Annotated in this window: 24 protein-coding genes; 17 read left to right on the top strand and 7 right to left on the bottom strand. The window is 50.5% G+C overall.

Features of this window, described 5'->3' with window-relative positions:
* Window positions 1-6 precede the first annotated feature (6 nt).
* From FHS16_RS13920 to FHS16_RS13900, 5 genes are all read left to right on the top strand, one after another.
* On the top strand, window positions 7-1,752 hold the full coding sequence (locus FHS16_RS13920; protein ID WP_183563083.1) for an ABC transporter ATP-binding protein: 1,746 nt from the start codon (window positions 7-9) through the stop codon (window positions 1,750-1,752).
* A 20-nt stretch (window positions 1,753-1,772) separates the two neighbouring features.
* Window positions 1,773-2,447, top strand: coding sequence for a response regulator transcription factor (locus FHS16_RS13915; RefSeq protein WP_183563080.1), 675 nt, complete (start codon window positions 1,773-1,775; stop codon window positions 2,445-2,447).
* Window positions 2,444-3,505 carry a sensor histidine kinase gene (locus FHS16_RS13910; RefSeq protein ID WP_183563077.1) on the top strand — a complete coding sequence of 354 codons (1,062 nt, stop codon included), beginning with the start codon at window positions 2,444-2,446 and terminating at the stop codon, window positions 3,503-3,505. Before FHS16_RS13915 ends, FHS16_RS13910 begins: the two co-directional genes overlap by 4 nt.
* Window positions 3,506-3,645: 140 nt before the next feature.
* Window positions 3,646-3,897 carry a GlsB/YeaQ/YmgE family stress response membrane protein gene (locus FHS16_RS13905; protein WP_183563074.1) on the top strand — a complete coding sequence of 84 codons (252 nt, stop codon included), beginning with the start codon at window positions 3,646-3,648 and terminating at the stop codon, window positions 3,895-3,897.
* A 105-nt stretch (window positions 3,898-4,002) separates the two neighbouring features.
* Window positions 4,003-5,100 (top strand): MBL fold metallo-hydrolase, encoded by a 1,098-nt coding sequence (locus tag FHS16_RS13900; protein WP_183563071.1) that lies wholly within the window; start codon window positions 4,003-4,005, stop codon window positions 5,098-5,100.
* A 77-nt stretch (window positions 5,101-5,177) separates the two neighbouring features.
* Here FHS16_RS13900 and FHS16_RS13895 read toward each other — a convergent pair whose 3' ends face one another.
* Complete coding sequence (locus tag FHS16_RS13895; protein WP_183563068.1) at window positions 5,178-6,173, bottom strand: DUF1835 domain-containing protein; 996 nt, start codon at window positions 6,171-6,173, stop codon at window positions 5,178-5,180.
* Between the two features lie 164 nt (window positions 6,174-6,337).
* Between FHS16_RS13895 and FHS16_RS13890 the strand changes: the two genes are divergently transcribed.
* The 6 genes from FHS16_RS13890 to FHS16_RS13865 all read left to right on the top strand — a co-directional run bounded on the left by FHS16_RS13890 (window position 6,338) and on the right by FHS16_RS13865 (window position 10,012).
* Window positions 6,338-6,790, top strand: coding sequence for a MarR family winged helix-turn-helix transcriptional regulator (locus FHS16_RS13890; protein ID WP_183563065.1), 453 nt, complete (start codon window positions 6,338-6,340; stop codon window positions 6,788-6,790).
* 161 nt (window positions 6,791-6,951) lie between these two features.
* Entirely contained in the window at window positions 6,952-7,353 is a 402-nt protein-coding gene (locus FHS16_RS13885) for a DoxX family protein (RefSeq protein ID WP_183563063.1), read from the top strand.
* A 61-nt stretch (window positions 7,354-7,414) separates the two neighbouring features.
* Entirely contained in the window at window positions 7,415-8,362 is a 948-nt protein-coding gene (locus FHS16_RS13880) for a ring-cleaving dioxygenase (RefSeq protein WP_183563060.1), read from the top strand.
* Window positions 8,362-8,976 carry an alpha/beta hydrolase gene (locus FHS16_RS13875; protein ID WP_183563533.1) on the top strand — a complete coding sequence of 205 codons (615 nt, stop codon included), beginning with the start codon at window positions 8,362-8,364 and terminating at the stop codon, window positions 8,974-8,976. The genes FHS16_RS13880 and FHS16_RS13875 overlap by 1 nt, the downstream gene beginning before the upstream one ends.
* Window positions 8,977-9,010: 34 nt before the next feature.
* Window positions 9,011-9,625 (top strand): flavin reductase family protein, encoded by a 615-nt coding sequence (locus tag FHS16_RS13870; RefSeq protein WP_183563057.1) that lies wholly within the window; start codon window positions 9,011-9,013, stop codon window positions 9,623-9,625.
* A 21-nt stretch (window positions 9,626-9,646) separates the two neighbouring features.
* Entirely contained in the window at window positions 9,647-10,012 is a 366-nt protein-coding gene (locus tag FHS16_RS13865) for a DUF1304 domain-containing protein (protein ID WP_183563054.1), read from the top strand.
* 65 nt (window positions 10,013-10,077) lie between these two features.
* On the opposite strand, the gene phnE (FHS16_RS13860) is transcribed toward FHS16_RS13865, so the two are convergent.
* From phnE (FHS16_RS13860) to FHS16_RS13845, 4 genes are all read right to left on the bottom strand, one after another.
* Window positions 10,078-10,881, bottom strand: coding sequence for a phosphonate ABC transporter, permease protein PhnE (gene phnE, locus FHS16_RS13860; protein WP_183563051.1), 804 nt, complete (start codon window positions 10,879-10,881; stop codon window positions 10,078-10,080).
* Window positions 10,878-11,672: a phosphonate ABC transporter, permease protein PhnE gene (gene phnE, locus FHS16_RS13855; RefSeq protein ID WP_183563048.1), complete on the bottom strand. Its 795-nt coding sequence runs from the start codon at window positions 11,670-11,672 to the stop codon at window positions 10,878-10,880. The genes phnE (FHS16_RS13860) and phnE (FHS16_RS13855) overlap by 4 nt, the downstream gene beginning before the upstream one ends.
* A complete protein-coding gene (gene phnC, locus FHS16_RS13850; RefSeq protein WP_183563045.1) occupies window positions 11,669-12,442 on the bottom strand; it encodes a phosphonate ABC transporter ATP-binding protein in 774 nt (257 codons plus the stop codon). Before phnC ends, phnE (FHS16_RS13855) begins: the two co-directional genes overlap by 4 nt.
* A gap of 117 nt (window positions 12,443-12,559) precedes the next feature.
* Entirely contained in the window at window positions 12,560-13,504 is a 945-nt protein-coding gene (locus tag FHS16_RS13845) for a phosphate/phosphite/phosphonate ABC transporter substrate-binding protein (protein WP_183563530.1), read from the bottom strand.
* A gap of 191 nt (window positions 13,505-13,695) precedes the next feature.
* Between FHS16_RS13845 and FHS16_RS13840 the strand changes: the two genes are divergently transcribed.
* Window positions 13,696-15,285 carry a bifunctional metallophosphatase/5'-nucleotidase gene (locus FHS16_RS13840; protein WP_183563042.1) on the top strand — a complete coding sequence of 530 codons (1,590 nt, stop codon included), beginning with the start codon at window positions 13,696-13,698 and terminating at the stop codon, window positions 15,283-15,285.
* A gap of 104 nt (window positions 15,286-15,389) precedes the next feature.
* Window positions 15,390-17,447 (top strand): methyl-accepting chemotaxis protein, encoded by a 2,058-nt coding sequence (locus tag FHS16_RS13835; RefSeq protein ID WP_183563039.1) that lies wholly within the window; start codon window positions 15,390-15,392, stop codon window positions 17,445-17,447.
* 311 nt (window positions 17,448-17,758) lie between these two features.
* Here FHS16_RS13835 and FHS16_RS13830 read toward each other — a convergent pair whose 3' ends face one another.
* Together FHS16_RS13830 and FHS16_RS13825 are read right to left on the bottom strand one after the other, a co-directional pair.
* Window positions 17,759-18,598 (bottom strand): carbohydrate ABC transporter permease, encoded by an 840-nt coding sequence (locus tag FHS16_RS13830; protein WP_183563037.1) that lies wholly within the window; start codon window positions 18,596-18,598, stop codon window positions 17,759-17,761.
* A complete protein-coding gene (locus FHS16_RS13825; protein WP_183563035.1) occupies window positions 18,598-19,488 on the bottom strand; it encodes a carbohydrate ABC transporter permease in 891 nt (296 codons plus the stop codon). Before FHS16_RS13825 ends, FHS16_RS13830 begins: the two co-directional genes overlap by 1 nt.
* Window positions 19,489-19,656: 168 nt before the next feature.
* Here FHS16_RS13825 and FHS16_RS13820 point away from each other — a divergent pair, with 168 nt between their 5' ends.
* The 4 genes from FHS16_RS13820 to FHS16_RS13805 all read left to right on the top strand — a co-directional run bounded on the left by FHS16_RS13820 (window position 19,657) and on the right by FHS16_RS13805 (window position 26,777).
* Window positions 19,657-21,489, top strand: coding sequence for a sensor histidine kinase (locus tag FHS16_RS13820; protein ID WP_246431750.1), 1,833 nt, complete (start codon window positions 19,657-19,659; stop codon window positions 21,487-21,489).
* Window positions 21,482-23,122: a response regulator gene (locus tag FHS16_RS13815; RefSeq protein ID WP_183563033.1), complete on the top strand. Its 1,641-nt coding sequence runs from the start codon at window positions 21,482-21,484 to the stop codon at window positions 23,120-23,122. The genes FHS16_RS13820 and FHS16_RS13815 overlap by 8 nt, the downstream gene beginning before the upstream one ends.
* 130 nt (window positions 23,123-23,252) lie before the next feature.
* Window positions 23,253-24,572, top strand: coding sequence for an ABC transporter substrate-binding protein (locus FHS16_RS13810; protein ID WP_183563032.1), 1,320 nt, complete (start codon window positions 23,253-23,255; stop codon window positions 24,570-24,572).
* 105 nt (window positions 24,573-24,677) lie between these two features.
* A complete protein-coding gene (locus FHS16_RS13805; protein WP_183563030.1) occupies window positions 24,678-26,777 on the top strand; it encodes a glycoside hydrolase family 36 protein in 2,100 nt (699 codons plus the stop codon).
* The last annotated feature ends 71 nt before the right edge of the window (window positions 26,778-26,848 follow it).

The following is a 26,848-nucleotide window of genomic DNA, read 5'->3' as shown; positions in this document are numbered from 1 at the left end:
GTAGTTATGAAAGACAAAAAAAGCAACGTTAGGCGGTTTATTGGACTAATCATGGAGACAAACCCTCCGAAAATGATGTTGTCCATAGCGGTTATATTAAGCGTGATTACGACGCTTGTAAGTTTGACGATTCCCTTGTTTACGAAAAACATGGTCAACGGCTTCTCGCTTGGCTCCTTGAGCACGACACAAATCGTCTTGATGGCGGCAGCATTTATTGCGCAGGTCGTATCGGGCGGCTTGTCGGTATATTTGCTGCATTACAGCGGCAACAAGATCGTATCGTCCATCCGCGAGCGGCTGTGGAGCAAGATGCTTCGCCTGCCTGTCCCGTATTATGATAACAAAGCCTCGGGCGAAACCATTAGCCGCCTAACCAACGATACGGCGCTGCTAAAGGGACTAATAACCGATCATGTGACCGGCTTTTTCACTGGTATTCTATCCATTATCGGCGCCTTGTCGATCCTCTTCTACATGAACTGGCAAATGACGCTCATCATGCTTACCGTTTTCCCGGTGGCGGCACTCATTATGGTGCCGATCGGTCGCAAAATGTACACGATCTCGAAGGCGACGCAAGCCGAGAACGCAAAGTTCACTTCGGTTGTAAACCGCGTTGTATCGGAGATTCGTCTGGTAAAGGCATCGGGGTCCGAACCTGCAGAGTATGAGCAGGGGCGCAGCGGCATTCAGAACCTATTCGGCTTCGGCTTGAAGGAAGCTCGCATGCAGGCGCTAATCTCGCCAATGGTCTCGTTTATCATCTTGCTGCTGCTCGTATGCTTGATCGGCTTTGGCGGTGTGCAGGTTTCCTCCGGAGCTATGACAGCCGGGGAGCTGGTCGCATTCATTATGTATTTGTTCCAAATTATGCTGCCGATTACGCAGATTTCACAGTTTTTCACGCAGTTCCAGAAGGCAATGGGCGCAACGGAGAGTATTATTGGGATTATCGAATCAGAAGAGGAAGATCAGGAGAGCGGCAAAGCGGTTTCGGAAATGAATCAAACGATTCAGGTCGATCATGTTTCATTTGCCTATAAGGCAGAGGAGCCAATCCTGCGGGATGTGAGCCTGACGATTGAGGCGGGCAAGGTAACGGCGCTCGTCGGACCAAGCGGCAGCGGCAAGACAACGCTATTCTCGCTGCTGGAGCGGTTCTATGATCCGACCTCGGGATCAATTCGGCTTGGCGGGAAGGACATTCGGGATGCGTCCCTGCGCTCATGGCGCAGCCAGATCGGCTACGTATCTCAGGAAAGTCCGATTATAGCAGGCACCATTAAGGATAACCTATGCTATGGACTCACACGGGATGTTACGCAGGAGGAGATCGAGCAGGCCGCGCGTATGGCCTATGCAGACGGCTTTATCGAAGCACTGCCCAGCGGATACAATACAGAGGTTGGAGAACGGGGCATCAAGCTGTCAGGCGGCCAGCGACAGCGGATAGCAATAGCTAGAGCACTGCTTCGCGATCCGCGCATCCTTATGCTCGATGAGGCGACCTCGAATCTGGATAGCAAGTCAGAGGAAGTCGTGCAGGATGCGCTCAAAAACCTGATGATCGGCAGGACAACGGTTGTTATCGCGCATCGATTGTCGACGGTTGTCGATGCGGATTCGATCGTGTTCCTGGAGAAAGGCGCCATTACCGGCGTCGGAACGCATGAGCAGCTCTATGCGAGCCACGCGATGTACCGTGAATTCGCGAATGGCCAGCTGCGCATGAACAAAACGGCTTCCTAAGTGAGAGATGAGGGATTAAGATGGGGCATATTCTTGTAGTAGACGATGATCCGCACATAAGGGAGCTTATTCGTGTCATTCTCCAGAAGGAGGGACTGATCGTGCAGGAAGCTTCGGACGGGCAAGCAGCGCTTGCACAGATGGAGCAAGCGCCGGCAGACATGGTCATTCTGGATGTCATGATGCCGAATATGGACGGTTGGGAGCTGTGCAGAGAGCTGCGCAAGCATTATGATATTCCGCTGCTTATGCTTACGGCCAAAGGGGAGATGGGCGATAAGGTAAAAGGCTTCAATCTGGGGACCGACGACTATTTGGTAAAGCCGTTTGATCCGGCGGAGCTGACGGTCCGGGTTAAGGCGCTTCTAAAGCGCTACCGGATTGCCGTTTCGCAGCAGGTGTCTGTAGCGGAGCTGATGCTGGACCGGCAGACCTATGAGGTTCGGGTTGGCGCTGGCTACATCACGCTCCCGCCGAAGGAATTTGAGCTGCTGTTTATGCTGGTCAGTCATCTGGGCAGAACGCTGACGCGCAATCAGCTTATTGAGGGCATTTGGGGTTATGACTTTGACGGCAATGAGCGTACGCTTGACGTTCATATCAACCGTCTGCGGGAACGGTTTGTTACATGGAACATATCCATTAAAATCAGTACGATCCGCGGATTAGGCTACCGGCTGGAGGCTCTGAAATGAAGCGGCGCCATTCCAAAGTAGGCATTGTGTTTCGCTTCGCGGGAGCCATCACCATGCTATTTTTGTTCAGCGGCTTAGCTTTCTCGCTTGCATATTGGCTGACGAGATGGTTTTACTCACATCATGAGGTCGCCCTGCCCGAATATCTTCTTCAGCTCGTCAACTGGGCGCTCGGTATCCTTATTCTTATACTGCTGGCAGGCACCGTTAACTTAGTGACGGTGCCGAAGCAAAGGAAAGTCTGGATTGAAATGATGGATGCGCTCAAGCTTATGGCCAAAGGCAATTTCAACATTATGCTCGACCGCGACAAGAAATACCATGGCCAGATCGGTGAATTCGTGCAATCCATTAATGACATGGCGCATGAGCTGAAGCAGGTCGAGCTGCTGCGTCAGGAATTTATATCGAATGTATCCCATGAGATACAGTCTCCCTTGACTTCGATTCGGGGCTTTGCCAGCACGCTGCAGCGGGAAGGGCTAAGCCCGGAGGAGCAGCGGCATTATTTGTCCATCATTGAGAAGGAAACGACGCGGCTCTCCAAAATTAGCGATAACCTGCTCAAGCTGACTACGCTAGAATCGGAGCATCAGCAGCTCGATCTGAAGCGTTACCGCCTTGACACACAGCTTGAGAGCATTGTCCTCGCTTGCGAGCCGCAGTGGCTGGAGAAGGAGCTGGAGCTGGAGCTGGAGCTGGAAGAAACGACAGTCGAAGCGAACGAAGAAATGATAAGCCAGGTTTTTGTGAACCTGCTCCATAATGCCATTAAATTCACGCAAGTCGGCGGGAGCATTAAGATCGCAATCCACCATTCTCCGAATGAAGTTACAGTTATGATTGCTGATAGCGGTATCGGCATATCCAAGGAAGACCAGCTTCGGATATTCGAACGCTTCTATAAAGGGGATAAGCAGCGGACAAGAACGGCAGACGGAAGCGGGCTCGGCTTATCGATTGTCCAAAAAATCGTTGAGCTGCATCATGGGGCAATAAAGGTGGATAGCCAGCTGAATAAGGGCTCCTCCTTTGAGGTGACGCTACCTCTCCCATAGCGGGAGAGCAGGCTGAGCGTTTAGGCGCACGGGAAAAATGATTTTCAATATCCAAATTTTAGCTTCCTCTCATTTGTTTCAAAGTACGCGAATAAGGTTAATCTTAGCTATATCGCAAGCAAAGAGAGGGGAAGATAAATATGGGTTTATTATGGACATTGATTGTTGGCGGCGTTATAGGTTGGTTAGGCGGCTTGATCGTAGGGCGTGACGTTCCAGGCGGTATCATCGGGAATATCGTAGCTGGACTTGTCGGAGCTTGGCTAGGTACGCTCCTGCTGGGCGGTTGGGGTCCTTCGGTTGGCGGATTCGCATTGATTCCAGCCATCATCGGAGCGATTGTAGTCGTGCTGATTCTAAGTGCAATTATGCGCGGCGCAAGAAGAGCGTAAGTATGATTTTACCAAAACTTGATAAAACCGTTGTTGAAGTAGTAACGTATACTTCAATAGCGGTTTTTCTGCGTCTATAAGCTAGGATGGAAGAGGTCGAACAGAATGCTAATAACAATCGGTATTATCGCTTTATGTGTGGTCGTTGTATATTTGGTGTTGCAGTATTATCCAGCATTCGGAGCTGGACCGTCCAAGAAGCAGCGGCAGCGGCTCAGCAGGTCGGAGCAATATGCCAGCAAAAGGTTCGTTAACGCCATTCCGACTTCAATGAAGACCTCGACAAGAGAAAAACTGGAAATGGTTTCCGCGTTAGTTAAGGGCAATCCGCACGCGAGGCCGGATAAGCCGATCGCTACACTGCAGATGGAAAACGTTCATTCGCTTGAGGCGGGCTCCCCCCCTAAGCTTACCTGGTTCGGACACTCGGCGGCCATGCTGCAGCTTGACGGTAAAAACCTGCTGCTAGACCCGATGTTCGGCAAAGCGCCTTCCCCATTTCCGTTCATTGGATCAAAAAGATTCAGCAGCAAGCTGCCGGTTGAGATTGAGCAGCTGCCGATTATCGATGCCGTCTTTATTTCCCATGATCACTACGATCATTTGGATTACGGTTCAATCGTTAAGCTAAAGGACAAGGTGAAACGGTTCATTGTTCCGCTTGGCGTAGCGCAGCATCTCATTAAGTGGGGCGTGAGTCCGTCTATTATTGAAGAGCATGATTGGTGGGACGAGTTTCAATATGAAGGGCTGCGGCTAGCCTGCACGCCTGCACGGCATTTCTCCGGGAGAAGTCTCTCGGATCGGGACGCAACCTTGTGGTGCTCTTGGGTCATTCATGGCGAAGCGGCCAAAATTTTTTTTAGCGGCGACAGCGGTTATGGTCCGCATTTCAAGGAAATCGGAAATAAATACGGGCCGTTCGATCTTACCTTAATGGAGTGTGGACAATATGACGTGCGATGGGCAGACATTCATATGATGCCCGAGGAAACGGTACAAGCCCATCTGGATGTGCGTGGAGAGGTGCTGATCCCCATTCACTGGGGTGCGTTCACTCTTGCGCTTCACAGCTGGTCGGATCCTATTGAACGAGCAGTGAAGGCGGCGAAGGCGCACAGCGCAAGGATAGCGACTCCGCGTATAGGCGAGCCGGTCTTGATTCATGGTGCAGCGTATCCCTCTTCGGTATGGTGGAATTAACAAGAGAAAGAGCCCTTCCAAGCATCATGGAACTTTGTGAGACAGGTGTCAGTTCCCAAGATGGGAGGCTCTTTCATTTATTTCTGCAGGATAACTGCATTTACATCGTCCCACCGCCACTGCGATCTATTATCCCCTAGAAAGAACCCGCCAAGCCAGCTGCCGCAGCCGCTTGGCCTTGCCCATTCGTTTCTGCAGGCCAATACCTCTTCGCCTCGTTCGTTAAGATGGATCTTGGCTTGCAGGAATTGGTCCGGTGAATCATGCAGGCCGGGAGTAGGCACATCGTTTTCTATGCATATTAAGGGATCGCGGCCTTCCGACAACTGCTTAAGCATGAACCAGTACTGCAGGTCGCCCAACCCGAGCCGGTGATGCTTATTGCTTATTTGTTGAAAGAGCTGCACGGGAGTATGGCATTTTGCCGCAAGCAGCTCCAGCGTCGTTTGTTCAACAAGGCCAAGACCGTTCCGAACTGACGGATAACGACCTAAGTGAAGCTGGAACGCGTCATGCAGGAACGGCAGCGCTGACGTATCTTCCTTCAGCAGCTCCACGATGGCCATCGGATGATCAGCGACGTATGCTTCCCATGCTTTTTTGCCTAATGCCAGCTGTTTATCGCTAATTTCACTCCAAGTATGGTTGAGCGTGGAAAGCTCAGCCGGCGTCAATTGGCCTAAGCCGTGGAATAGATCGATGCCTGGAAACTGATCGATGCTTAGCAAATACAGCTTAGTGCTGCCCACATGCTGCAGCGCGAACCAACGGAGCAAGCAGCTCAGCATCGTCTGGTCATACAGATCATGCTCGAACCAGAGCACGATCTCGCGATGCTCGCGAAAAGCTGCGAGCGGGCGTTCCTGTGCCTCGGCAGAAGATATCCACTCGAGCGGCGATATGCCAAAGGCTTGCTCCATATAAGCAGCTCGGCGCAGCCGGTTCTCAGCCAGTTCGGGTTGCAGAGAGACGGGACCGAAAGTGTACATTTCCCTCCATACAAGTACCTCTCCCTGCACGCCAGCCGCATGAAGCTTGCTGCCAATTGAATCACCGTTAACAATATGAATCATCGAACCGCCTCCTTATACGTTGATATTCGCCGATCCAGAATGGTTTGGCAAGCAGCAAAACCAATCATTTGAAATAAGGTGTTGACAACGTCCTGAAAATATATTATCTTTAATTCAAGATATTTAACTTAAAGACATGCGAAACGCAGAAGGGAGTGAGCATCATGGCAAACGACAATCCGAAACCGAATGTATCATTGGAGCTTTTCATTGCATTGTCGAGAGCGACCCAATGGGTCAACGCACATGCGGATCGCGACATACGAAGCAACGGCTTGAATCGAACGGAATTCGGCGTGCTGGAGCTGTTATACCATCGAGGACCTCAGCCCTTGCAGCAAATCGGTGAAAAGGTATTAATGAGCAGCGGCAACATTACGTACGTTGTTGATAAGCTGGAGAAAAAGGATTTGGTTCGCCGCAGAGCATCAACCGAAGACCGTCGCCTCATTTTTGCGGATTTAACGGATCAGGGCAAGCAATTTGTAGAGAATGTATTTCCCGGACACCAAGCGGTTATCGAACAGGCAGTAGACGGATTGTCATCGGAAGAGAAACAGCTTGCAAGCAAGCTGCTTAAGAAGCTGGGGAAATTTGCGCAGGAGCATTACAAGTAGCGAGGTTTGAGAGCAGCATAACAACCTCTTTCTTGATAGAAGCCAAACGGGCTCTCGTGGCGGGAAGCTGCAGGCAACCGTTTACGCTTGTCAAATATCTTAAATTAAAGATTCTTTAATTAGTAATAAAAACAAAAAACAAATATAATGGAGGAATTAAAATGAGTATTGCATTGGGATTGTTGATCGTTCGTCTGGTTGTCGGGTTGTTGTTCGTAGGTCATGGCGCGCAGAAGCTGTTTGGATGGTTCGGAGGCTACGGACCGAAAGGAACTGGCGGCTGGTTGGAGTCGATTGGCGTGAAACCGGGTGTAGCGATGGCAGTGGTTGCGGGGCTCATGGAGCTTGTCGGCGGGCTGCTGTTCGTAGCAGGACTCCTTACACCGCTTGCCGCAGTACTGATTGTCATGACGATGCTGGTTGCAATCGTGAAGGTGCATGGGCAGAACGGCTTGTGGGCTACTGCTAACGGCTATGAATATAATCTTGTGCTTTTAGCCATTGCTATAGGTGTTGCATTAACTGGAGCGGGTGAATATTCGATCGACGCACTCATTCGCTAATCTGAGATTTTGTTAGTTACAATACTTTTGAAATTCATATAAAATAAGGAGAGTGTTTAAAATGACAAACAAAACTACAGGTATCCATCACGTCACCGCTTTTGTAAGAAATCCGCAGGTAACGGCTGACTTTTACGCAGGGGTGCTAGGTCTTCGCTTGATTAAAAAAACCATTAACTTTGACGCACCTGAGGTTTACCATCTGTACTTCGGTAATGAAGCGGGAAGCCCAGGCACGATCATTACGTTCTTTCCTTGGGAGAACTCACGCAAAGGCAAAGTCGGCGCTGGACAGGTGGGTTACACGACGTATGTGGTGCCGAATGATGCGTTCGATTTCTGGAAAGAGCGCTTTACGAAGCTGAACGTAGCCTTCGCCCAAACATCGAGATTCGGCGAGCAGTACCTGCAGCTTGAGGATCCGGATGGTTTGAAGCTGGAGATTGTGGCCCGTGAATCGGGAGCGCCAAGCAAATGGACATTCGGCGGAGTACCGGCGGAGAAAGCGATTAAAGGCTTTGGCGGAGCGATTCTGTACAGTGCGGCGCCTGCAGCAACGGCCGAAACGCTTGTGAACGTAATGGGTCTTGAGAGAATAGGCGAAGAAGGCGGATATGCGCGCTTTCAATCGTCAGGTGATCTCGGCAACGTGATTGACGTAAATGTGGAAAGCATGGAGCTTGGCCATGGCGGAGCAGGAACCGTCCACCATATCGCTTGGCGGGCAAAAGACGATACGGAGCATGCGCTTTGGAGAAGCCAAGTGGAGGGCAGCGGTTTCCTTCCTACTCCGATAGTTGACCGGCAATACTTCAACGCCATCTACTTCCGGGAAACCGGCGGCATATTGTTTGAAATTGCGACAGATCCTCCGGGTTTTGCCCGTGACGAGGATGTGGAGCACCTTGGCGAGAAACTGATGCTGCCTGAATGGTACGAGGGTCGCCGCAAAGATATCGAACAATTGTTAACGCCTTTTGACATCAGAGTATTGGAGGAGGACAAATGATGAAGCATATATTCAAGCAAGGAACGGATCCAGCGGCACCAGTGCTTCTGCTGCTGCACGGTACAGGCGGAACGGAGCGGGATTTACTCCCGCTAGCCGACCGGTTATCTCCAGCCTCATCGGTGCTCAGCGTGAGGGGCAACGTACTGGAGAACGGCATGCCGCGTTATTTCCGCAGGCTTGCAGAAGGCGTCTTTGATCTTGAGGATCTTGTGTTCCGGACCAAAGAGCTGAATGATTTCCTAGACAGTGCCGCAGAGCAGTACGGGTTTGACCGCAGCAACCTTGTGGCGATCGGTTATTCCAACGGCGCTAACATTGCAGGCAGCCTCTTGTTCCACTATCAGGGAACGCTGCGCGGAGCGATTCTGCATCATCCGATGGTACCGATTCGCGATGTAGCGCTGCCGGATCTGACAGATGTCCCTTGTTTTATCGGGGCAGGCTCGAATGATCCGCTGTGCACGCCGCAGGAAACCGAGGAGCTGAATCAAATGCTGCAAGGAGCAGGCGCTTCCGTCACGCTCCACTGGGAACAGTTCGGGCACCAGTTGACTAGCTCAGAGGTCGCAGCAGCTGCGGCTTGGTATACAAGTACATTCAAAAACGAGTAAACTGAATTGAAATGCTGGTATAGGAGGATGGTCCGTGAAATCGATTGATCCAACAAGTCAAAGCGTGCAGGATAATTACAAGCTGCTCATCGGCAGCATCATACCGCGGCCCATTGCTTTCGTTACGACGCTATCAAGCGAGGGCGTACTGAATGCGGCGCCCTTCAGCTTTTTTAATATCGTTACGGCAAATCCGCCGATGATAGCGGTATCCGTACAACGCAAACCGGGCGGTGTCCAGAAGGACACCGCCCGCAATGCCGTTCATGCCGGCGAGTTCGTCGTACATATTGCGCAGGAAAGCTACATTGAGGCGATTAATGTGACTGCGGCGAATGTCCCGCCGGATGAAAGCGAGGTAGCGCTTGCGGGGTTAACTACGGTAGCAAGTGAGCGCATCGCCGTGCCCGGCGTAGCTGAGGCTGGCATACGGATGGAATGCGTGCTGGAGCAGGCACTCCCGCTTGGCGGAGACGGGCAATCGCCTGCCTGCGACCTATTGATCGGCAGAGTCGTCCAATTCCATATCGACGAATCCTTATACGAGAAAGGCCGCATTGATGCCAAGGCTTTGATGCCGGTAAGCCGCCTTGCCGGGAGCGACTATGCAAAGCTTGGCGAACAGTTTATGATTGAGCGGCCTAGTTAAGGCAAGCGAGAGGAGGACATAATGGTTATCTTAAGCATCATATTCGTCGCCATTGTGGCAGTAGAGCATATTTATATTCTATTGCTAGAGATGTTTTTGTGGAATACGCCGCGCGCGCGCAAATCCTTCGGCACGACGAGGGAGTTCGCGGAGAGCACGAAGTCGCTAGCAGCCAACCAGGGATTGTATAACGGCTTTCTGGCAGCGGGACTGGCATGGGGCCTCTTCCATCCGAATGCCGAATTCGGCCAGCAAATCCAGCTTTTTTTCTTAATTTGCGTGCTCGTTGCTGCCGTATACGGCGGCTTGACGGCGAAGAAGTCGATTCTCGTCGTACAAGGCTTGCCCGCGCTTATCGCTCTCCTATTCGTCATTCTTGCTTCATAAAATGTTCAAACGCAAACAGCCCGTACCTTGGTGATGATCACCGGTGCGGGCTGTTTGTTTATGGATCAGACCAAACGTCTGCGTATCGCCCCTGAGAGGAGATCGATGATGGTGATCAGAATAACAATGCCGAGCAGAATGATGCCGACGCGATCCCAGTTGCGGGTGCTTAGCGCAAAGATTAGCGGCGTACCGATCCCACCTGCTCCAATGACGCCAAGAATGGTTGCGGAGCGCATATTAATCTCGAATCGATACAGCATGTAGGATAGAAAGCCGGGCAGCACCTGCGGAATGACCGCAAACCATAATATTTGGAGCCGATTGGCACCGGAAGAGAGAAGCGCTTCTACAGGCCCCTTATCCATATTTTCCACCTCGTCGGCGAACAGCTTGCCAAGCATACCGACGGAGTGCAGACCGAGCGCGAGCACGCCTGCGAACGAGCCGGGACCAACCGCTTTGATAAACATAAGAGCCAGTACGATTTCGGGTATGGCACGAATGAAGCTGAGCACCATTTTGCCTGAGCCGGATATGAATCTGGACCCGCTCATATTAACGGCTGCCCAGAAGGCTAGCGGCAGGCAAAGCACGGAGGAAATAACAGTTCCAAGAATTGAGATCGCGACGGTTTCCAGCAAGCCGCGCAGCAAATCCTCGCCCTCCGGTAAATAGACGAAGCCCCAGTCGGGCGATAGGATGCCGGTCACGATGGATTTCGTAATCATTACGGCGGTTTCTTTTATACCCGAAAAAGGGATGCCTGCGAATGCCCAAATGTATACGGCTGCAAGCGCGGTATAAATCAACCAGCGATAATGGCTCTTGCGCGGCTTTTGGGCGATCGTATTCCAAGGTTTGATCATAGCAGCTTCTCCCGCAGCTTCGTGCTTGCATAATCAATGAGCAAGACGATGGCTAATGTGAATACGATGATGACACTCGTTTTGTCATATTCTAAAAAACCTAGCGTGATTTCATAATAGTGGCCAATTCCGCCAGCGCCTACGAGCCCAAGCACGGCTGCTGCGCGGACGTTGATTTCAAAGGTATACAGCGCAAATGACATGAAGTGCGCTTGTATTTGCGGAACAACGGCGAACAGAATGCGCTGGACACCATTCGCTCCAACGGAAGTCATCGCTTCAAGCGGACCGCGGTCAATCGCTTCCAATGCCTCATAGGTCAGCTTGGCGATCAATCCGAACGAAAAAACGCTTAGCGCCAGCGTTCCCGGAAGCGGACCAATGCCGACGATAGCAACGAAGATGGCGGCTAGCAATAGGTCGGGGACGGTACGAATCAGATTTAGAATCAAGCGCACCGAGTGGCGAAGCCAAGGACTTTTGTTCAGGTTGCTTGCGCAAAGCAAGGCAATCGGTATCGCCATTAGGGCACCGACTGTGGTCCCCACGATAGCCATGCGAATTGTTTCCAGCATGGCACCGACGATATTGTCGAAGTAGGTCCATTTGGGCGGGAACATTTCTTTAAGCAGATCGAACATGTTTGGAAAACCTTCGACGAGTTCACCTATTGTAGCTTCAGTCTGCACGGAGCTTCCCCATAACAGCAGGACGACAATGGCTCCCGTCAAATAATGCTTTAGCCTGCGCGGCGGCTTCGGTTGGATGGTTGCTGCTGCCTTCCTATTCATTCGCGCTTTGCTCCCATCAGCTCCGCCTCCTCGATAGGGCGGCCGTAAATCTCGGCAAAGCGCTCATCAGTCGCTTCTGCGACAGGCCCGTCGAATACGACTTCCCCGGCTCTCAAGCCGATGATGCGCGTTGCATATTGGCGTGCTAGGTCGACATCATGCAGATTGACGATCGTTGTGATGCCTAGCTCCTGATTGATCTTCTTGAGGTCGTCCATGACCTGCTTTGTGGTAAGCGGATCAAGAGAAGCAACGGGTTCGTCAGCGAGAATAATGGTTGCTTCCTGCGCGAGTACGCGCGCAATCGCAACTCGCTGCTGCTGGCCGCCGGACAGCTCATCCGCCCGAGAGTAAGCTTTCTCGGCGATATTAACGCGGTTCAACGCTTCGAAGGCGAGATGCATGTCGCGCTCGGGAAAGCGTCCAATCCATGTTCTTAGCGTAGAATGGTAGCCGACTCTGCCTGCTAGGACGTTGCGGAGCACAGAGGAGCGCTTGACGAGGTTAAAGCTTTGAAAGATCATGCCTATGCTGCGGCGAATCAATCGCAGCTGCTTGCCATGCGCTTTTGTAATGGATTGGCCGTTGATAAGGATATCGCCCTCGGAAATGTCATGCAGGCGATTAATGGAGCGAAGCAGCGTCGACTTCCCCGCACCTGACAGCCCAACGATAACGACGAATTCGCCTTCGTAAATAGATAGATCGATATGGTTCAAGCCTTTTGTCCCGTTGGGGTACAATTTCGTTACATTGTGCAGCTCAATCACGGGAACACCAGTCCTTTGCTCATTGTCTTTGTAATAAAGGAGAGCCAGCCCGCGCGCTCACGCACGTGGACTGGCTTCCCGTAGGCAGCTATGAATGCTTAGTTGCAGCAATAAGACTTATTCCGTCTTAACCTTTTCTCCATACTCACGAACGATGTCGAAGATGCTGTCCTCAGACTTCACGTAGCCTTGGTGCGAATAGATATCGAAAATAATTTGCCGGCTGGCGTCGTCGTTCCCAAGCGCGATAAAAGCATCCTGAATTTTCGCAACCCATTCCGCGTTCATATCCGAGCGGACGGAAATGGTGTCATTCGGAATGTTCTCGGTGAATGCGAGTACGCGGGTATCCTCGAATACGGTCGGGAAGTCTTTGGAGACGATCGTACGAGCATCTTGGAAGATGGCTGCTGCATCCACATCGCCATTCAAGACGGCAATGACGCCTTGGTCATGGCCTTTAACTGTAACTGGGGTAACATCCTTCAGCGGATCCAGTCCGGCTTCAAGCAGTTTGCCTGCCGGCCAAACAAAACCAGCGGAGGAAGTCACATTCTGATACGCAATCTTCTTGCCTTTCAAATCTTCAACCTTTTGAATGTCGGAATCCTTTTTCACGATAATCATGGATTTGTAGAAATCAACGAGCTGATCGGTTGGAGCGCCGCTGTCATCTTGCACGCCGAAGCGCTGCGCTTGAAGAATGACCTCCGCCGCTCCTTTATCCTTTGCAAGCACGTACGCTGTTGGAGGAAGGAAACCTACGTCAACCTTTTTGGAAGCCATTGCTTCAATAATCGTGTTGTAGTCGGTAGAGATGCTGACTTCAACGGGAATGCCAAGCTTATCGGTGAGAAGCTGCTCAAGCGGTTTTGCTTTCGCTTCCAGCGTATCTGCATTCTGGGAAGGGACGAATTGTACGGTCAGCTTCTCTGGCACATAACCGGCGGCCTGCTCGGTAGCAGCAGGAGCAGTGTCGGTTGCTTCGCTATTCGCATTGTTGGCGCCGCATGCGCTGAGCAGGGAAACGGACAATAATAACGGTAGAACAAACTTAGTCATCTTTTTCAAACGGTTACCCTCCAGAAATTCTAGTTTATGGTACCTGCCTAATGATAAGGACGATTTATTAGCTGGCCGTAAACAAGAGGATAAGCTTTTGTAAAGGAGCGCCATCATACTCTATCTGCCCCGGCAACCTGTTACTATGAAGGAATGAGGATTGGGAAATCAGTACGAGAGGAAAATGAAGCATGAAGCAGCTAGATAGCTTTACCTTTGAAATGATGGTGACGAGTGATATACACAGCCATATCCGGCCGATTGATTACCGAACCCGCGAGGCGGAAAATAGCGGATTAGCGCGAATCGCAACGATTGTGAAGGAAGCGAGGCAGGCATCTCCGGAGCTGCTATTAATCGACAATGGCGACCTGCTGCAAGGCACGCCAATGTCCTATTATGCAGCTGCTTATGGCAAGGAGCGGGTTAACCCAGCAATCGCTGTTCTGAATGAGATGAAATATGACGCTGCCGTACTTGGCAATCATGAGTTCAATTATGGATTGGAGTTGCTGCGAAAGGCGGTTGCAGACTCCCGTTTCCCATGGTTGTCAGCGAATATAGCGAGCAGTGAAACTCAGGAGCCGCTGTTTGGTCAACCTTATATCGTAAGAACCGTCAATCAGAATATCAAAATAGTCATACTAGGTGTTACTACGCATTACATTCCGAACTGGGAGAATCCTTCGCATATTCAAGGTCTCGCGTTCCGCGATGCGCTTGAATCCACAAAGGAGTGGGTATCGTTCATTCGCGAGACGGAGCAGCCCGACCTCCTCGTTGTCGCTTATCACGGGGGCTTCGAGCGCGAGCTATCAAGCGGCAAGCCGGCAGAAGCGTTAACAGGGGAGAATCTGGCATATGCCATGTGTATGGAGGTACCCGGCATAGATGTGCTTATTACCGGTCATCAGCACCGCCAGCTTGCAGGCGAGGTGAACGGCGTTGCGATTGTTCAGCCAGGCTGCAACGGACAAGCTGTGGGTAGAATTAGCGTTTCGTTCCATGCAATAGGAGAAGGCTGGGATATCGCGTCCAAAACAACCAAGCTGGTGAGAATTGACGATACTGTCACTCCTAATCCTGCCATCATGAGGCTCACGGAGAATGTGGAATCGGAGGTTCAGACATGGCTCGATCAGACAATCGGCCAGATCGAGGGCGATATGACAATATCGGATCCTTTCCTTTGCCGCAGCGCCGACCATCCGTTTGTGGAATTTATGAACCGGGTTCAGATGGATGCCGCAGGGGTGGATATTTCTATCGCTTCGCTGCTGAACAATGAGTCTGAAGGCTTCCGCAAAGACGTGACCATGCGGGATATACTCGCGAATTTTATGTATCCGAATACGCTCACGGTTCTGAGGCTTAGCGGCGAGGACATTAGAGCTGCACTGGAACAAACAGCGGCCTATTTCCAGGTGCAGGAGGACGGAGCGCTCAGCGTAAATCCTGCTTATTTGGAGCCAAAACTACAGCATTATAATTATGATATGTGGGAGGGAATCGAATACGAGCTGAATGCGGCGATGCCGATCGGCGAGCGGGTAACGAGGCTTACCCGCGCGGGACAGCCACTGGACCCTTGTATGCAGCTGGACGTGGTGATGAACAATTACCGTGCGGCGGGAGGAGGCGGGTATACGATGTATCAGGGCAAGCAGATTATTCGAGAGGTTCAGATCGACATGGCTGAGCTGGTTGCTAGTTACTTGATGAAGAAAGGCATCGTGCATGCAGCATGCGACCACAATTGGCGGGTCATTGCGGAAAGCTAACAATATCCTAAAGCATTCCTCTCATTTCTCTAATAATATTTTGATAAGATTGGGGTACTATGCAGCACGAATGCCATATCAGCTGTCAAAAAGGAGAATATGAAATGCCCGCCGCTAAAAAAAGGGACTCGATATCGAACCTGTCCTTCCGCTTTAAGCTTCCTGCCATGATATGCCTGCTGGTGTGTGTCGTATTGTTGGCTACCAGCATGATTTCGTACAAAATTGCTTCGAGCATTACGCTAGACAAGAGCAAGGATGAGATCAAAGCGATCTCCGACAGAATTGGGGAAGGATTGTTTTCTTCCGTACAGCTCGAGCAGCAGTCGGTTTTTCTATTATCCATCAATTCGGCGCTTACCGACTTAGTGAATCAGCGGAATACCGGCAAGTTGGCGGACGAAGCCTTCTTCTCAGCTGCGAATGGACTGCATGTGAAGGCGAACCAGACGCTCATATCCAGCATCAAGGGCATGCCAGGCATTGAATCGCTTATGCTGATTGACAAGACCGGGGTGATCATCGCATCCAACAATCCTGAAATTATAACGAAAACGAGATCGGATCGACAGTACTTCCAAGACAGCCTGCAAGGCAAATCGGTAGTCAGCGAGGCGCTGGTATCCAAAACAAGCGGCAATCAGGTAAACGTATTCTCGTTGCCTGTACTTGATTCCAGCGGCAAGGTGCAAGGCGTGTTTATCGCAACGGCTGTTACCTCCTTTTTTGTAGACAAGCTGGCAAACATACAAATCAACACAGAAGGAAAAGTAATGATTCTGGACCGATTAGGAACCATCGTCTACCACTCGGGTGACGATGCTTTAATCGGAAAGCCAATGGAAACGGCAGAATATGCAGACATTACGAAGCCAAACGCCTCTGGCGAGCTAGCCCAAGGCGAGGTAAAGCTGAAGGACAAGGCTGCCTACTATTCCAAAATCCCTTTATCGGACTGGACCGTCATTGTCGAGGATCCCTATTCGGATGTGAATAAGCCTCTGCAAGCGATGCTGAGGCAGATGATGACCGTCATGTTGATTGCTTTGGCAGTATCGATAGCGGTTGGCGTGCTTATATCCCGGCTCGTAACGAAGCCAATCGTTCAGTTGACAGGACTCTTTAAAAAGCTGTCCTCAGGTGATCTTACCACTTCGGCAACCGGCAAATACAATGGAGAGTTCAAGGAGCTGGCGAACAGCTTCAACACGATGGCGGAGCGCAACCGAGAATTGATTACGAGCATGAACGGCTCGATCACAGTGCTTCACGGCAGCACAAGAGAGCTTGACCAAACTTCCGCCAGAACGTCCATTTCCATTATGGAAACATCGACGACGACGTCCGAGATTGCGAAGGCAATGGAATCGCAGGCGAATGATACGGAGTCCATCGTCAATAAGTTTATGGACGTAGGTGACAAAATCGCCAGCGCCACAGCCAAATCGTATACGATTAAAGAAAAGGCCGACGCGATAACAGAGATTTTCGAGGCAAACCACGAGGTCATTGAATCTTTGGTTGCAATCAATGTACGCAATGAAGAAGAGGTTCGCAAAATTTCGGACATTACGCGCCAGCTGGCGGAGAGCTCGTCCGGCATCGGCCGCATGACCGACGCGATCGCCGAGATTGCGAACCAGACGAAGCTGCTTGCCTTGAATGCTTCGATTGAAGCGGCGCGGGCGGGAGAGCATGGCAGAGGCTTCGCCGTCGTGGCGAGTGAGATTAGGAAGCTTGCGGAGCAGACTTCGATTCAATCGCAGGACATCAATGCCATCGTAGGACTGACGATCAACCATGTAGAGCAAAACAACCAAAGCGTACATGTCATTGAGGGCATTACGGAGCAGCATAATGATAGCGTAGGCCAGACGAAACAATCATTCGAGCTCGTATCCGGGCATGTAAAAGATATTATTGAACAAGTACGGGCGATGGCTGAAGAGCTGTCTGAGGTCGAGATTGCGAAGAACGATGTGCTTGATGCTGCCCAAAGCTTGTCGGCCTCGGGTGAGGAAGTATCCGCATCGGTCGAGGAGGTAACGGCAACAGTGCAGGAGCAGGCGGCAATGGTGCAGCAGCTTGCGGCAATGGTTACGACGATCGATAAGCTGACGCAGGATTTGGCGGATGCTTCCGCGCAGTTTAAAACAGAATAGTGCGAGAAGGCTGCTCCACCCAAGGCATGCGACGCGGTGCGCTTGATGAGGCTGGACTGAGGCTGTCCCATATCGAGCAGAGGGCATTTCGCATTCTTGAAAATAATTCCCAAGCGCAACGCAGCGATGAAGTTCGATCCGCTTAGAGAGTCCGCAGGAGCGCCTTGGCAAACCTCTCTCCATTGAAAAGTGAATAGGCGTACGAAAAAGGAGCTTAGCGGCTTGAATGCGCTAGCTCCTTTTTTTGGTGCCCATTGGCAAGTGAAGTTTACAAGTGTATTAGCAAACCCAGGCTCTGCTCAGACTTTCAGTTAACCTTTCACCGCTCCGGCAACAACGCCTTTGACGATATATTTCTGCAAGAAAATAAATACGATAATCGATGGAAGCACGGCCATCACCATGGCTGTCATCGCGTATTGCCAATCAGAAGTATATTGGCCGACGAAGGTGTAAGCGGCAAGCGTCAATGTTTTGGTGTCAGGCGAGCCGTTAACCATAAGCAGCGGCAGCAGGAAGTCATTCCAAATCCACATGACATCGATGATTATGATAGTTGTCGTAACGGATTTCAGCAGCGGGAAGATGACAAGAAAGAACAGCTTAAAGCCGGATGCGCCGTCTATTGTCGCACTCTCGTCAATCTCCTTCGGAATGCCTTTCACGAAGCCGTGGTAAATAAAGACGGCAAGCGGTGCGCCAAAGCCCCAATAAAGAATGCCGAGTCCCCAAGTGCTTTCGGATAAATGAAGGTCTTTGGCAAGCTGAAGCACGGTAAGCATGATGGATTGGAACGGTATCAGCATCGGCATGATGCACACGATGTAGAGCAGTCCGCTCCAGCGCGTCTTCGTTCTGGCCAGCTTGTAGGCTGCAATAGAAGAAACGAGAATAATCCCCGCAAGCCCGACGGTCGTAATGACAAAGTTGTTCAGAAAGAGCTTCGGATAATTGATGAACGACCATACATACGAATAGTTCTCGAATACGAGCTGCTTCGGAAGGGCGACAACATCGGTCATGACCTCGCCGAAGCTTTTGAATGAGTTGTTAATGGCTAAGAACAACGGGTATAGAAATACGAGCGAGAGAAGCACCATGATGATCTCAAGGACAATGCGGCCTGCTCTTCCTTTATTTTGCGTTTTCATCAGGCTTCAACCTCCCTGCGTTTGAAGATCGTCAATTGAATGATCGTTACGAATAGAACAGCGACGAACAAAATGAGCGCTTTTGCCGTGCCGTAGCCGTAAAGATTGTTCTGGAACGTATCGCGATAGATGTCATAGGCGATGCTGTAAGTCGTACCGCCAGGTCCGCCGCCCGTGAGCGAGAGGATGACGTCGAATACTTTAATGGAATTCGTCAGCGCCATAAAGACGGAAATCGTGATGGAAGGCGCAAGCAGCGGCAGCGTAATGCTGAAGAAGCGCCTGACCGGTCCAGCTCCGTCAACGGTTGCAGCTTCCTTCAGATCGTCAGGCACCGACTGCAAGCCTGCGATGTAGATGACAAGATAGAAGCCGATAGACTGCCAGATGGAGACGAGCAGTATGGAGACGAAGGCTAGCTTAGGCTCGCCGAGCCAGCTGAGATCGAAGATGCCCCAGCCTGTGCTTTGCCCCAGTGATTCGAAACCTTGCATGAAAATGAATTTCCAGATAAAACCGACAATCACAAGGCTTAGAATATACGGGATAAAGAAAGCAGCCCGCAGCCAAGAGGTCGTCTTAAGCTTCATATCCAGAACAACTGCAAGAAGAATGGCCAGTATGTTCACGATAACGATATAAAGCACTGCGTATTTAATCGTAAACCATGCGGAGTTCGCAAAGTTCGTGTCGCCCATGAAAATTTGCTTGAAATTGTCGAGCCCGACGAATTTCGGATGCTTGGAGATCCCGTTCCACTTGGTCATGGAATAACGGATCGTCATCGCGAACGGAATGTAAAAAGCGACCGCGATACAAATTAATACAGGCAAGGTGAAGATGCCGAATTCGAGCTTCTCGCTCCATTTTCTACCTAATGATTTGAACATCGCCATACCTCATCTCTTTATGGTTCATCTAAATTTATATTTCAAAAAATCGGGATTAGCTATATTGTGTATTATAAAACAGCCATCCGCCCTGCAAAAATGGATTTAAGAAATCAGTTAGGGGTAAAAAGGTGAACTTCATGCTGTGTCAAAAGGTGGTGGATAATCTTGACTAACAGAGCGTTGCGGGCAATAAGGGAAACAGCCGAACGGGTGACCCGAAGGCTGGTGAACAAGCTTATTTTGCTTTTCACGACCATTATTATACTCGTAGTGGCGTCTTTGACTTTTATTTCATATCAAATGTTCCAGAAGGAGTCGGTCACAAACAGCATTGCCAGCACTTCCAATAACCTGCTGCTCGTTAATCAGAATATGGAGGATTATTTGAAAGGAATGGAGCAGCTCTCGCTGCCCCAAATCCGGTTCGATGAAATTACGTACGCGATCATGCACGAGTCGGAGGATTACGCTTCGAAAATGTATTTGGAGAACTATTTGCGCCAGCTGTATTATTCGAGAAATGATCTTCAAGCGATCTACCTTTATGTCGTAAACGAAAATAAATATTACTCCATTACGAAGGAAAATTATAATATCGCGGTTCGTACGGGAACCGATCCGAAGATTACCGAGACAACATGGTACGGGAAAGCCATGACAAGTCCTTTCAATCGCTCATACCAATCGTTTGTTACATCAGAGAGCGAAGCAGTGGGCTATCCGATTAAATTCGGCAATACCTTTATGGCCTATCACAGGGTGCTTCGTTCGATTGTATCGAGACAGCCGCAGGCGGTTCTTTCGTTCTACTTCGACAATTCGGTTAGCGAACAAATCCTGAAGGATATCCCGTTTGACGAGGGGCAGCATTTGCTGTTTCTAAGTCCGGACAATGAGCCGTTTTATACGGATGATGAAGCATTTTACAAGAGGGCGAAGGAAGCTTCCCTTACAGAAAAGCTGACTGAAGGAGTCAAAGGGCGGTTGACCTGGTCGGAGGGAAGTCAGAAGTATTTGGTCGTCTATAACATTGGAGAGCAGGAGGGCTGGAGGCTTGTTAAGCCGATTCCGTACTCGCAGATTTATGAGGCCGCTCGCACGACGCGGAATTTAGGCTTTATTATCGGCTTGCTTTTCCTGCTGCTGTCAATCATCATCGTCATTTATTTCTCCAATGCCATTACGCGGCCGCTTCAGAAGCTCTCCTATCATATGAGCCGATTCGGCACAGGCGATTTCGATGCAGAGGCGGAAGTGAAAGGGAGGGACGAGATTGCATATTTGTCCCGTCATTTCAATCTCATGGTGCGGCGGACAAACGATTTGATCAATGAACGCTACAAAATGAAGCTCGTAGAGAAAAACGCCATATTGAAAGCGTTAGAGGCGGAAATAAATCCGCATTTCCTCTATAACGCGCTGCAGGCCATCTCTACGAAAGCGTTAAAGAATGAGCGTTATGATATTGCGGATATGGTGGATGCATTGGCGTTGACGCTGCGCTATTGCATCAGCGGGAAAGATATCGTGCAGGCGAGGGACGAGCTGAAGCATATCGAGAATTACCTTTCCCTGCAGAAAGCACGGTTCGGCAGCAGGCTCCAGGTGGCATATGAATGGCAGGAAGCGCTGCTGGGGCTGGAGCTGCCGAAGCTCTCGATCCAGACGCTTGTCGAGAATGCCATCAAGCATGCGCTGGAGAAGGTCTCGAGTACGATTACGATTGAAATTCGCGCTGCGGTTACGGAAACGCATGCCGTCATTTCCGTAAGGGACAATGGGCCGGGATTCACACCGGAGCGGCTCGAGCAGGTTCGGCAATCCTTCCTGCAGGCATGGGAGGATCGTGAGGATGAGAACGAGAGCATTGGGCTCGTGAATTTGAATACAAGGTTGAAGCTGCTCTACGGAGACGGGGCAGAGCTGATTATCCATACGGATAAATCCAGCACGGAGCTGGCAATGTTATTACCGCGGGGAGGCGTGAGCCATGTATAGGGTGTTGATTATTGATGATGAAGAGCCGCTTCGCGAAGCCATTCGCATACTGGGCGATTGGAAGGGCTTAGGCGTTGTGGAGGTACTGGAAGCAACCGACGGAAAGGTCGGGCTTGCCATGCTGGCTGAGCATAAGGTCGATATCGCTATGATCGACATGAAGATGCCGGAGATGAACGGGATGGAGCTGCTTCAAATCATTGAACGGGACTTTCCAGATCTGCTGACGATCGTCATTAGCGGATATAATGACTTCGAATATACGCGCCAAGCGATCCGCTCCAAGGTTGTTGATTATTTGCTGAAGCCAGTCAACCGGCAGGATCTCAATGCGTCGCTGCGCAAGGCGATCGACGTGCTGGACGCGAAGCGCAAGAAGGACAGCGACTTCATTAACCGCAACATAACGCTGAATATGTCGCTGCCGCGACTAAAGGAACGAGTCTATTTATCAATCATCGAGCGCAGCTTCAAAAGCCAAACGAACGAAGCTTTCCTGCCGCTGATCGGTGCGGATGATCCCGGCAACCGCTTTACGGCGGTCGTTTTGCGCGTGCTCAATCTGGAGCAGATTCGTAAAAAACGATTCCATCACGATACCGACTTGCTGCACTTCGCTGTAGCGAATGTCATAAATGAAATAGCAGGCGATCATTTCGGAGCGTTTAGCTTCGCAAGCCCGAAGCAGGAGCGCGAGTTTATCGCGATTCTGACGATGAATGGCGGTTATCCGGAGGACATCGCCTATCGATCGGTTCATCAATTTAATAAAGTCGTCTCTACGCTGAAGGAGCTGTTCGGCATCGTGGTTGCCGTTGGAATCGGGCATTCCACGCCCGATGCGCTGCAGCTGGCATCCTCTTACGAAGCGGCCAAAGCTGCAATTAATGGCATTGACTTGCTGAAGCTGAATGGCGCAACCGTCATTGCAGCTACGGATAAAGCATCGGCCCCTAAGGAAACGCAGTCTTTGACAAGCCGGATATTGGTCATCCGAGGCGCATTGGAAAGCGGCAACATACATAATGCCAAATCCATTCTGAATGATTACATGAAGAAATGGCGCGCATCGGATTGGTTCAACATCGGGGAAGCGGACCGTGCGCTGCATGAGTTCGTTATTTTGCTGAATGATATGGCGCTTGAGCTAGGCGCACCGCAAGTTGAGCTGCCGCTAGGCGGCGATCACGCGTTGCGGGATGTTGGCATTAACAGTGATTTTGAGAATTTGGAGCAATTCGAGCAGCTGCTGGCCGATATTTTGGATTATTTCAGCGGTCAAATTAGGAAATCGCTCATGACGAATCAGCCCTTCGAAGTAGGGGATATTAAAACATATATCGACAACCATTACTTTGAAGAAATCAAAATTTCGATGTTTTCGGACAAATATTTTCTGAGCAGGGAATACTTGATGAAGCTGTTTAAGCAGCAGTTCGGCTTCGGTATTCACGAGTATGTGCAGAAGGTGCGAATGGACAAGGCGAAGGAGCTGCTTGATGACCCGAATTTGAAAATTCAAGATATTTCCGAGATGCTGGGGTATAAGGATAAAAACTATTTCAGCAAAGCGTTCCGCAATTATTACTCGCTGTCGCCAAGTGAGTATCGGGCATCAAGCGGGAGTAGTTAAAAAGTGAACAACAATCAGCATGACACTTTTTTACCCTTAACTATTCACTTATGTGCATTCTTATCCGATTTCTTTTTCTTTAGAATAGGCATCGTAGACAACAACCAACGAAGGAAATGGGGGCATTTCAATGTTCAAAAGATTTCTGGCACTATCCGTCAGCCTCGTGCTGATTATCGGAATACTGGCTGCTTGCGGCAGCGACAAGAACAATACGGCAGGCAACAACGAGGGCACGAATACCGGAGGGAATACGGAAGCCTCGGACAAGCCGGTGACCATCAATATGTTTACGGCCTCTCCCGAATACACGGACGCTTTTAACGCATACATTGCAGAATACAAAAAAGTAAAACCGAACGTTACGATTAATCTTGAAATTATGCAAGCCGACTATAACACCGTTTTGAAATCGAAGATTGCTGCAGGAAGCACGCCGGACGTGTTCCAAACGACGGCTGGCGGCGATATCGATACGTTCGCTGAATACAGCGCAGACCTTACAAACGAGCCGCTTGCGGCTGCAATGACGGATTCCGTCAAAATCAACATGAGCTCCAAAGACGGCAAAGTGCTTGGTTTTCCTGTCAAAGGAAACCTGATGAACATGGTTTACAACAAAAAGCTGCTGGCTGATGCAGGCATCACAGAAGTGCCGAAAACAACCTCCCAAATGGAGGATGCAATCGCAAAGCTTGAAGCAAAAGGCATTACTCCTTTCGCCAACGCTTATAAAGAGTGGTGGGTATGGAAGCATATCTTCCAAAACTTCGTGAATGCGGCTGCAGAGGATGCAGGCATTACGCCGAAGGAATTGGTAGCTAAATTTATTGCAGGCGAAACGACTTTCAACGACTACCCTGTACTAAAAGACAACTTCTTCAGCTTCATCGACACGACGGTTAAACATGGTACGAGCAAGCCGCTTGAGCGTGACAGCAACGCAGAAGTGAGCGACTTTGCTTCCGGCAAAGCAGCATTCATGACTGGTAAAGGCGCTTGGGACGAAGAAGCGATCAAAAAAATTACGCCAGACTTTGAGCTTGGTATCGTAGGCTATCCAGTAAGCGAAAAAGCAGAGCAAAACCTGCTTGTGACAGGCGCTGACCAAGCGCTTCGCATCAACAAAGACTCCAAAGTAGTTAATGAAACGATCGCTTTCTTCAATTGGCTGTACACTTCCGACTACGGTAAGAACTGGTTCTCCACTGTAGCGAAGGTTATTCCTCCAATCAAGGATGCTCCGCTTCCTGAATTGGATATGCCGAAGCAAATGGAAGAAATTCTAAAAACGGAAAAATCCGGCGACTTGTCGGTTAACTACTCTCTTGATACGTTCCACCAAAAGTTTGGTGAGTTGATGCAAGCCTACATCGGCGGCAGCAAAACGAAGGACCAAGCCATTGACGAAATTCAAAAGGCTTGGGTACAATTCGGCTCCGCAGAATAAGTCTCGCGAATAAGCATGACCTTAACTCAGCACTTTTACAGTGCTGGGTTAAGTTGTTTTATGGGAACAAAATCAAAATCAAACGGCTAAGGACGTGAACATGGGATGGGCAAGCAAATTAAAATCTTAGAAAATGGATTATACCTGGAGTTTGAAATCACGGACAGCGGAGATGTGCTTTTCCTTCATTTCGGCCCGAGACAGCTGGTCAGCGAGACGATTCAAACGAATCAAAAGACGGGATTCCGCTTGATGGAGCTGCAGCTTACAGGGGAGGACCGTGACGAGTACCACGGACGCACGCATCGCGCTTCTTACCCAGGCCTCCGGATGGTATATGATGCCCATAAGGATACGCGCAATGAAGCGGGGCGCAAGCTGGAGCTCGGCTTGCGGGATGAAATCACGGGTCTTAAGGCCGTACAGCACTTTCAATTCTACGATGGCGTACAGACTGTTCGCTGCTGGACTGTGCTTAAAAATGAAGGTACGGCCGATGCTGAAGTGGAATACGTATCGTCTTTCGCGTTGACGGGATTGGACAAAGAAGGGCAACTGGACCGGGATGATAAAATGAGGCTGCACGTCGCCCATAATGGCTGGCAAAGCGAGCTGCAATGGCGCTCGTACAAGCTGCCTGAGCTAGGAATGTCCCATATGAAGGACCGCGGTTCGAAGCGTGTTTCCTGCAGCAATACCGGTTCATGGTCAGCTGCTGAGCATATCCCGATGGCTGTGCTGCAGAATGAAGAAGCAGGAACAAGCTTGTTCTGGCAGATCGAGCATAACGGCTCGTGGCATTGGGAAATCATTGAACAGTCCGATTTGCTGACCGTGCTCATTAGCGGTCCGACCGAGCATGACAACCATTGGTGGCTTAAGCTTGCGCCAGGCGCGGAGTTTGTTTCCGTCCCCCTGGCGATCGGGTCGGTTGTTGGAGGATTTGAAGAGTCGATTGATCAGCTAACGGCTTATCGCCGCCTTATTCGGAGGCCTAATGAGGATAATAAGCTGCTTCGCGTTATCTTTAACGATTATATGAATTGCTTATGGGGAGATCCTACGACAGCTAAGCTGCTGCCGCTAATTGACGCCGCAGCGGAAGTAGGCTGTGAGTACTTCTGTATCGATGCGGGCTGGTATGCGCCGGGCGAATGGTGGGACGGCGTAGGAGAGTGGCTTCCGTCGGAAGAACGTTTCCCGGAAGGCATAAAGTATGTGCTCGATTATATTCGGGAGAAAGGTCTGATCCCTGGACTTTGGCTGGAGCTTGAGGTTATGGGCATCAATAGTCCGAAGCTTGCGGAAACCGACGACAGCTGGTTTTTCATGCGGCATGGCAAACGCGTGAAGGACCGCAGCCGCTATCAGCTGGATTACCGCAATCCGAAGGTTATCGCCCATGCGGATGAGGTGATTCGCCGTTTGGTCGAGGATTATGGCGTTGGCTATATTAAGATGGATTACAATATTAACGCAGGGATCGGAACGGAAACCGATGCAGATAGCTATGGAGACGGGCTTCTTCAGCATAACCGAGCTTATCTGGCCTGGCTGGATAAGACATTTGCAAAGTATCCGAGCCTAGTCATCGAGAACTGTTCGAGCGGCGGCATGCGGATGGACTATGCGATGCTCAGCCGTCACAGCATTCAATCGACGAGCGACCAAGAGGATTATGTAAAGTATGCGGCAATCGCGGCAAGCTCGCCTGCGGTGCTCACACCGGAGCAATCGGCTATTTGGTCCTATCCGCTGAGAGAGGGCGACGACGAAGAAGTTATTTTCAACATGGTCAACGCGCTGCTGCTGCGGGTTCATCAGAGCGGCCATCTGGCGGAGCTTAGTCCCCGCCGCAGAGAGCTGGTCAAGGAAGCGCTCGATTATTACAAAGCTATCCGCAGCGACATTCCAGCTGCACGCCCATTCTGGCCGCTTGGCCTGCCGACGCAGCAAGATGATTGGGTGAGCTACGGGCTGCGTCATGAGGACCGCATATACTTGGCCGTGTGGCGAATTAAAGGAAGCACAGGCACAGTGAAGCTTCCGCTACCGAGGTGGAAGGGACAGCAGCTTCAAGTGAAATGCGCGTATCCTGCTCACGCACACGGTTCTGATTGGATTTGGCATGAAGCGGAAGGTTTGCTGGAAGTCAGTCTGCAGGAAGAGAGAACGGCTAGGCTGTTCGAGCTGCGTGTCATGTAGCCGGCTTGCTGCTTCAGTTGAAGCGGGAGTAATAGAAAGCTTGCAGTCCTTTAACTAGAATAGCGTGCAGC

Source organism: Paenibacillus endophyticus, assembly GCF_014192395.1.
GTDB lineage: Bacteria > Bacillota > Bacilli > Paenibacillales > Paenibacillaceae > Pristimantibacillus > Pristimantibacillus endophyticus.
The sequence above is the reverse complement of the archived record's forward strand: the minus strand, read 5'-3'. Positions and strand labels throughout refer to the sequence as shown.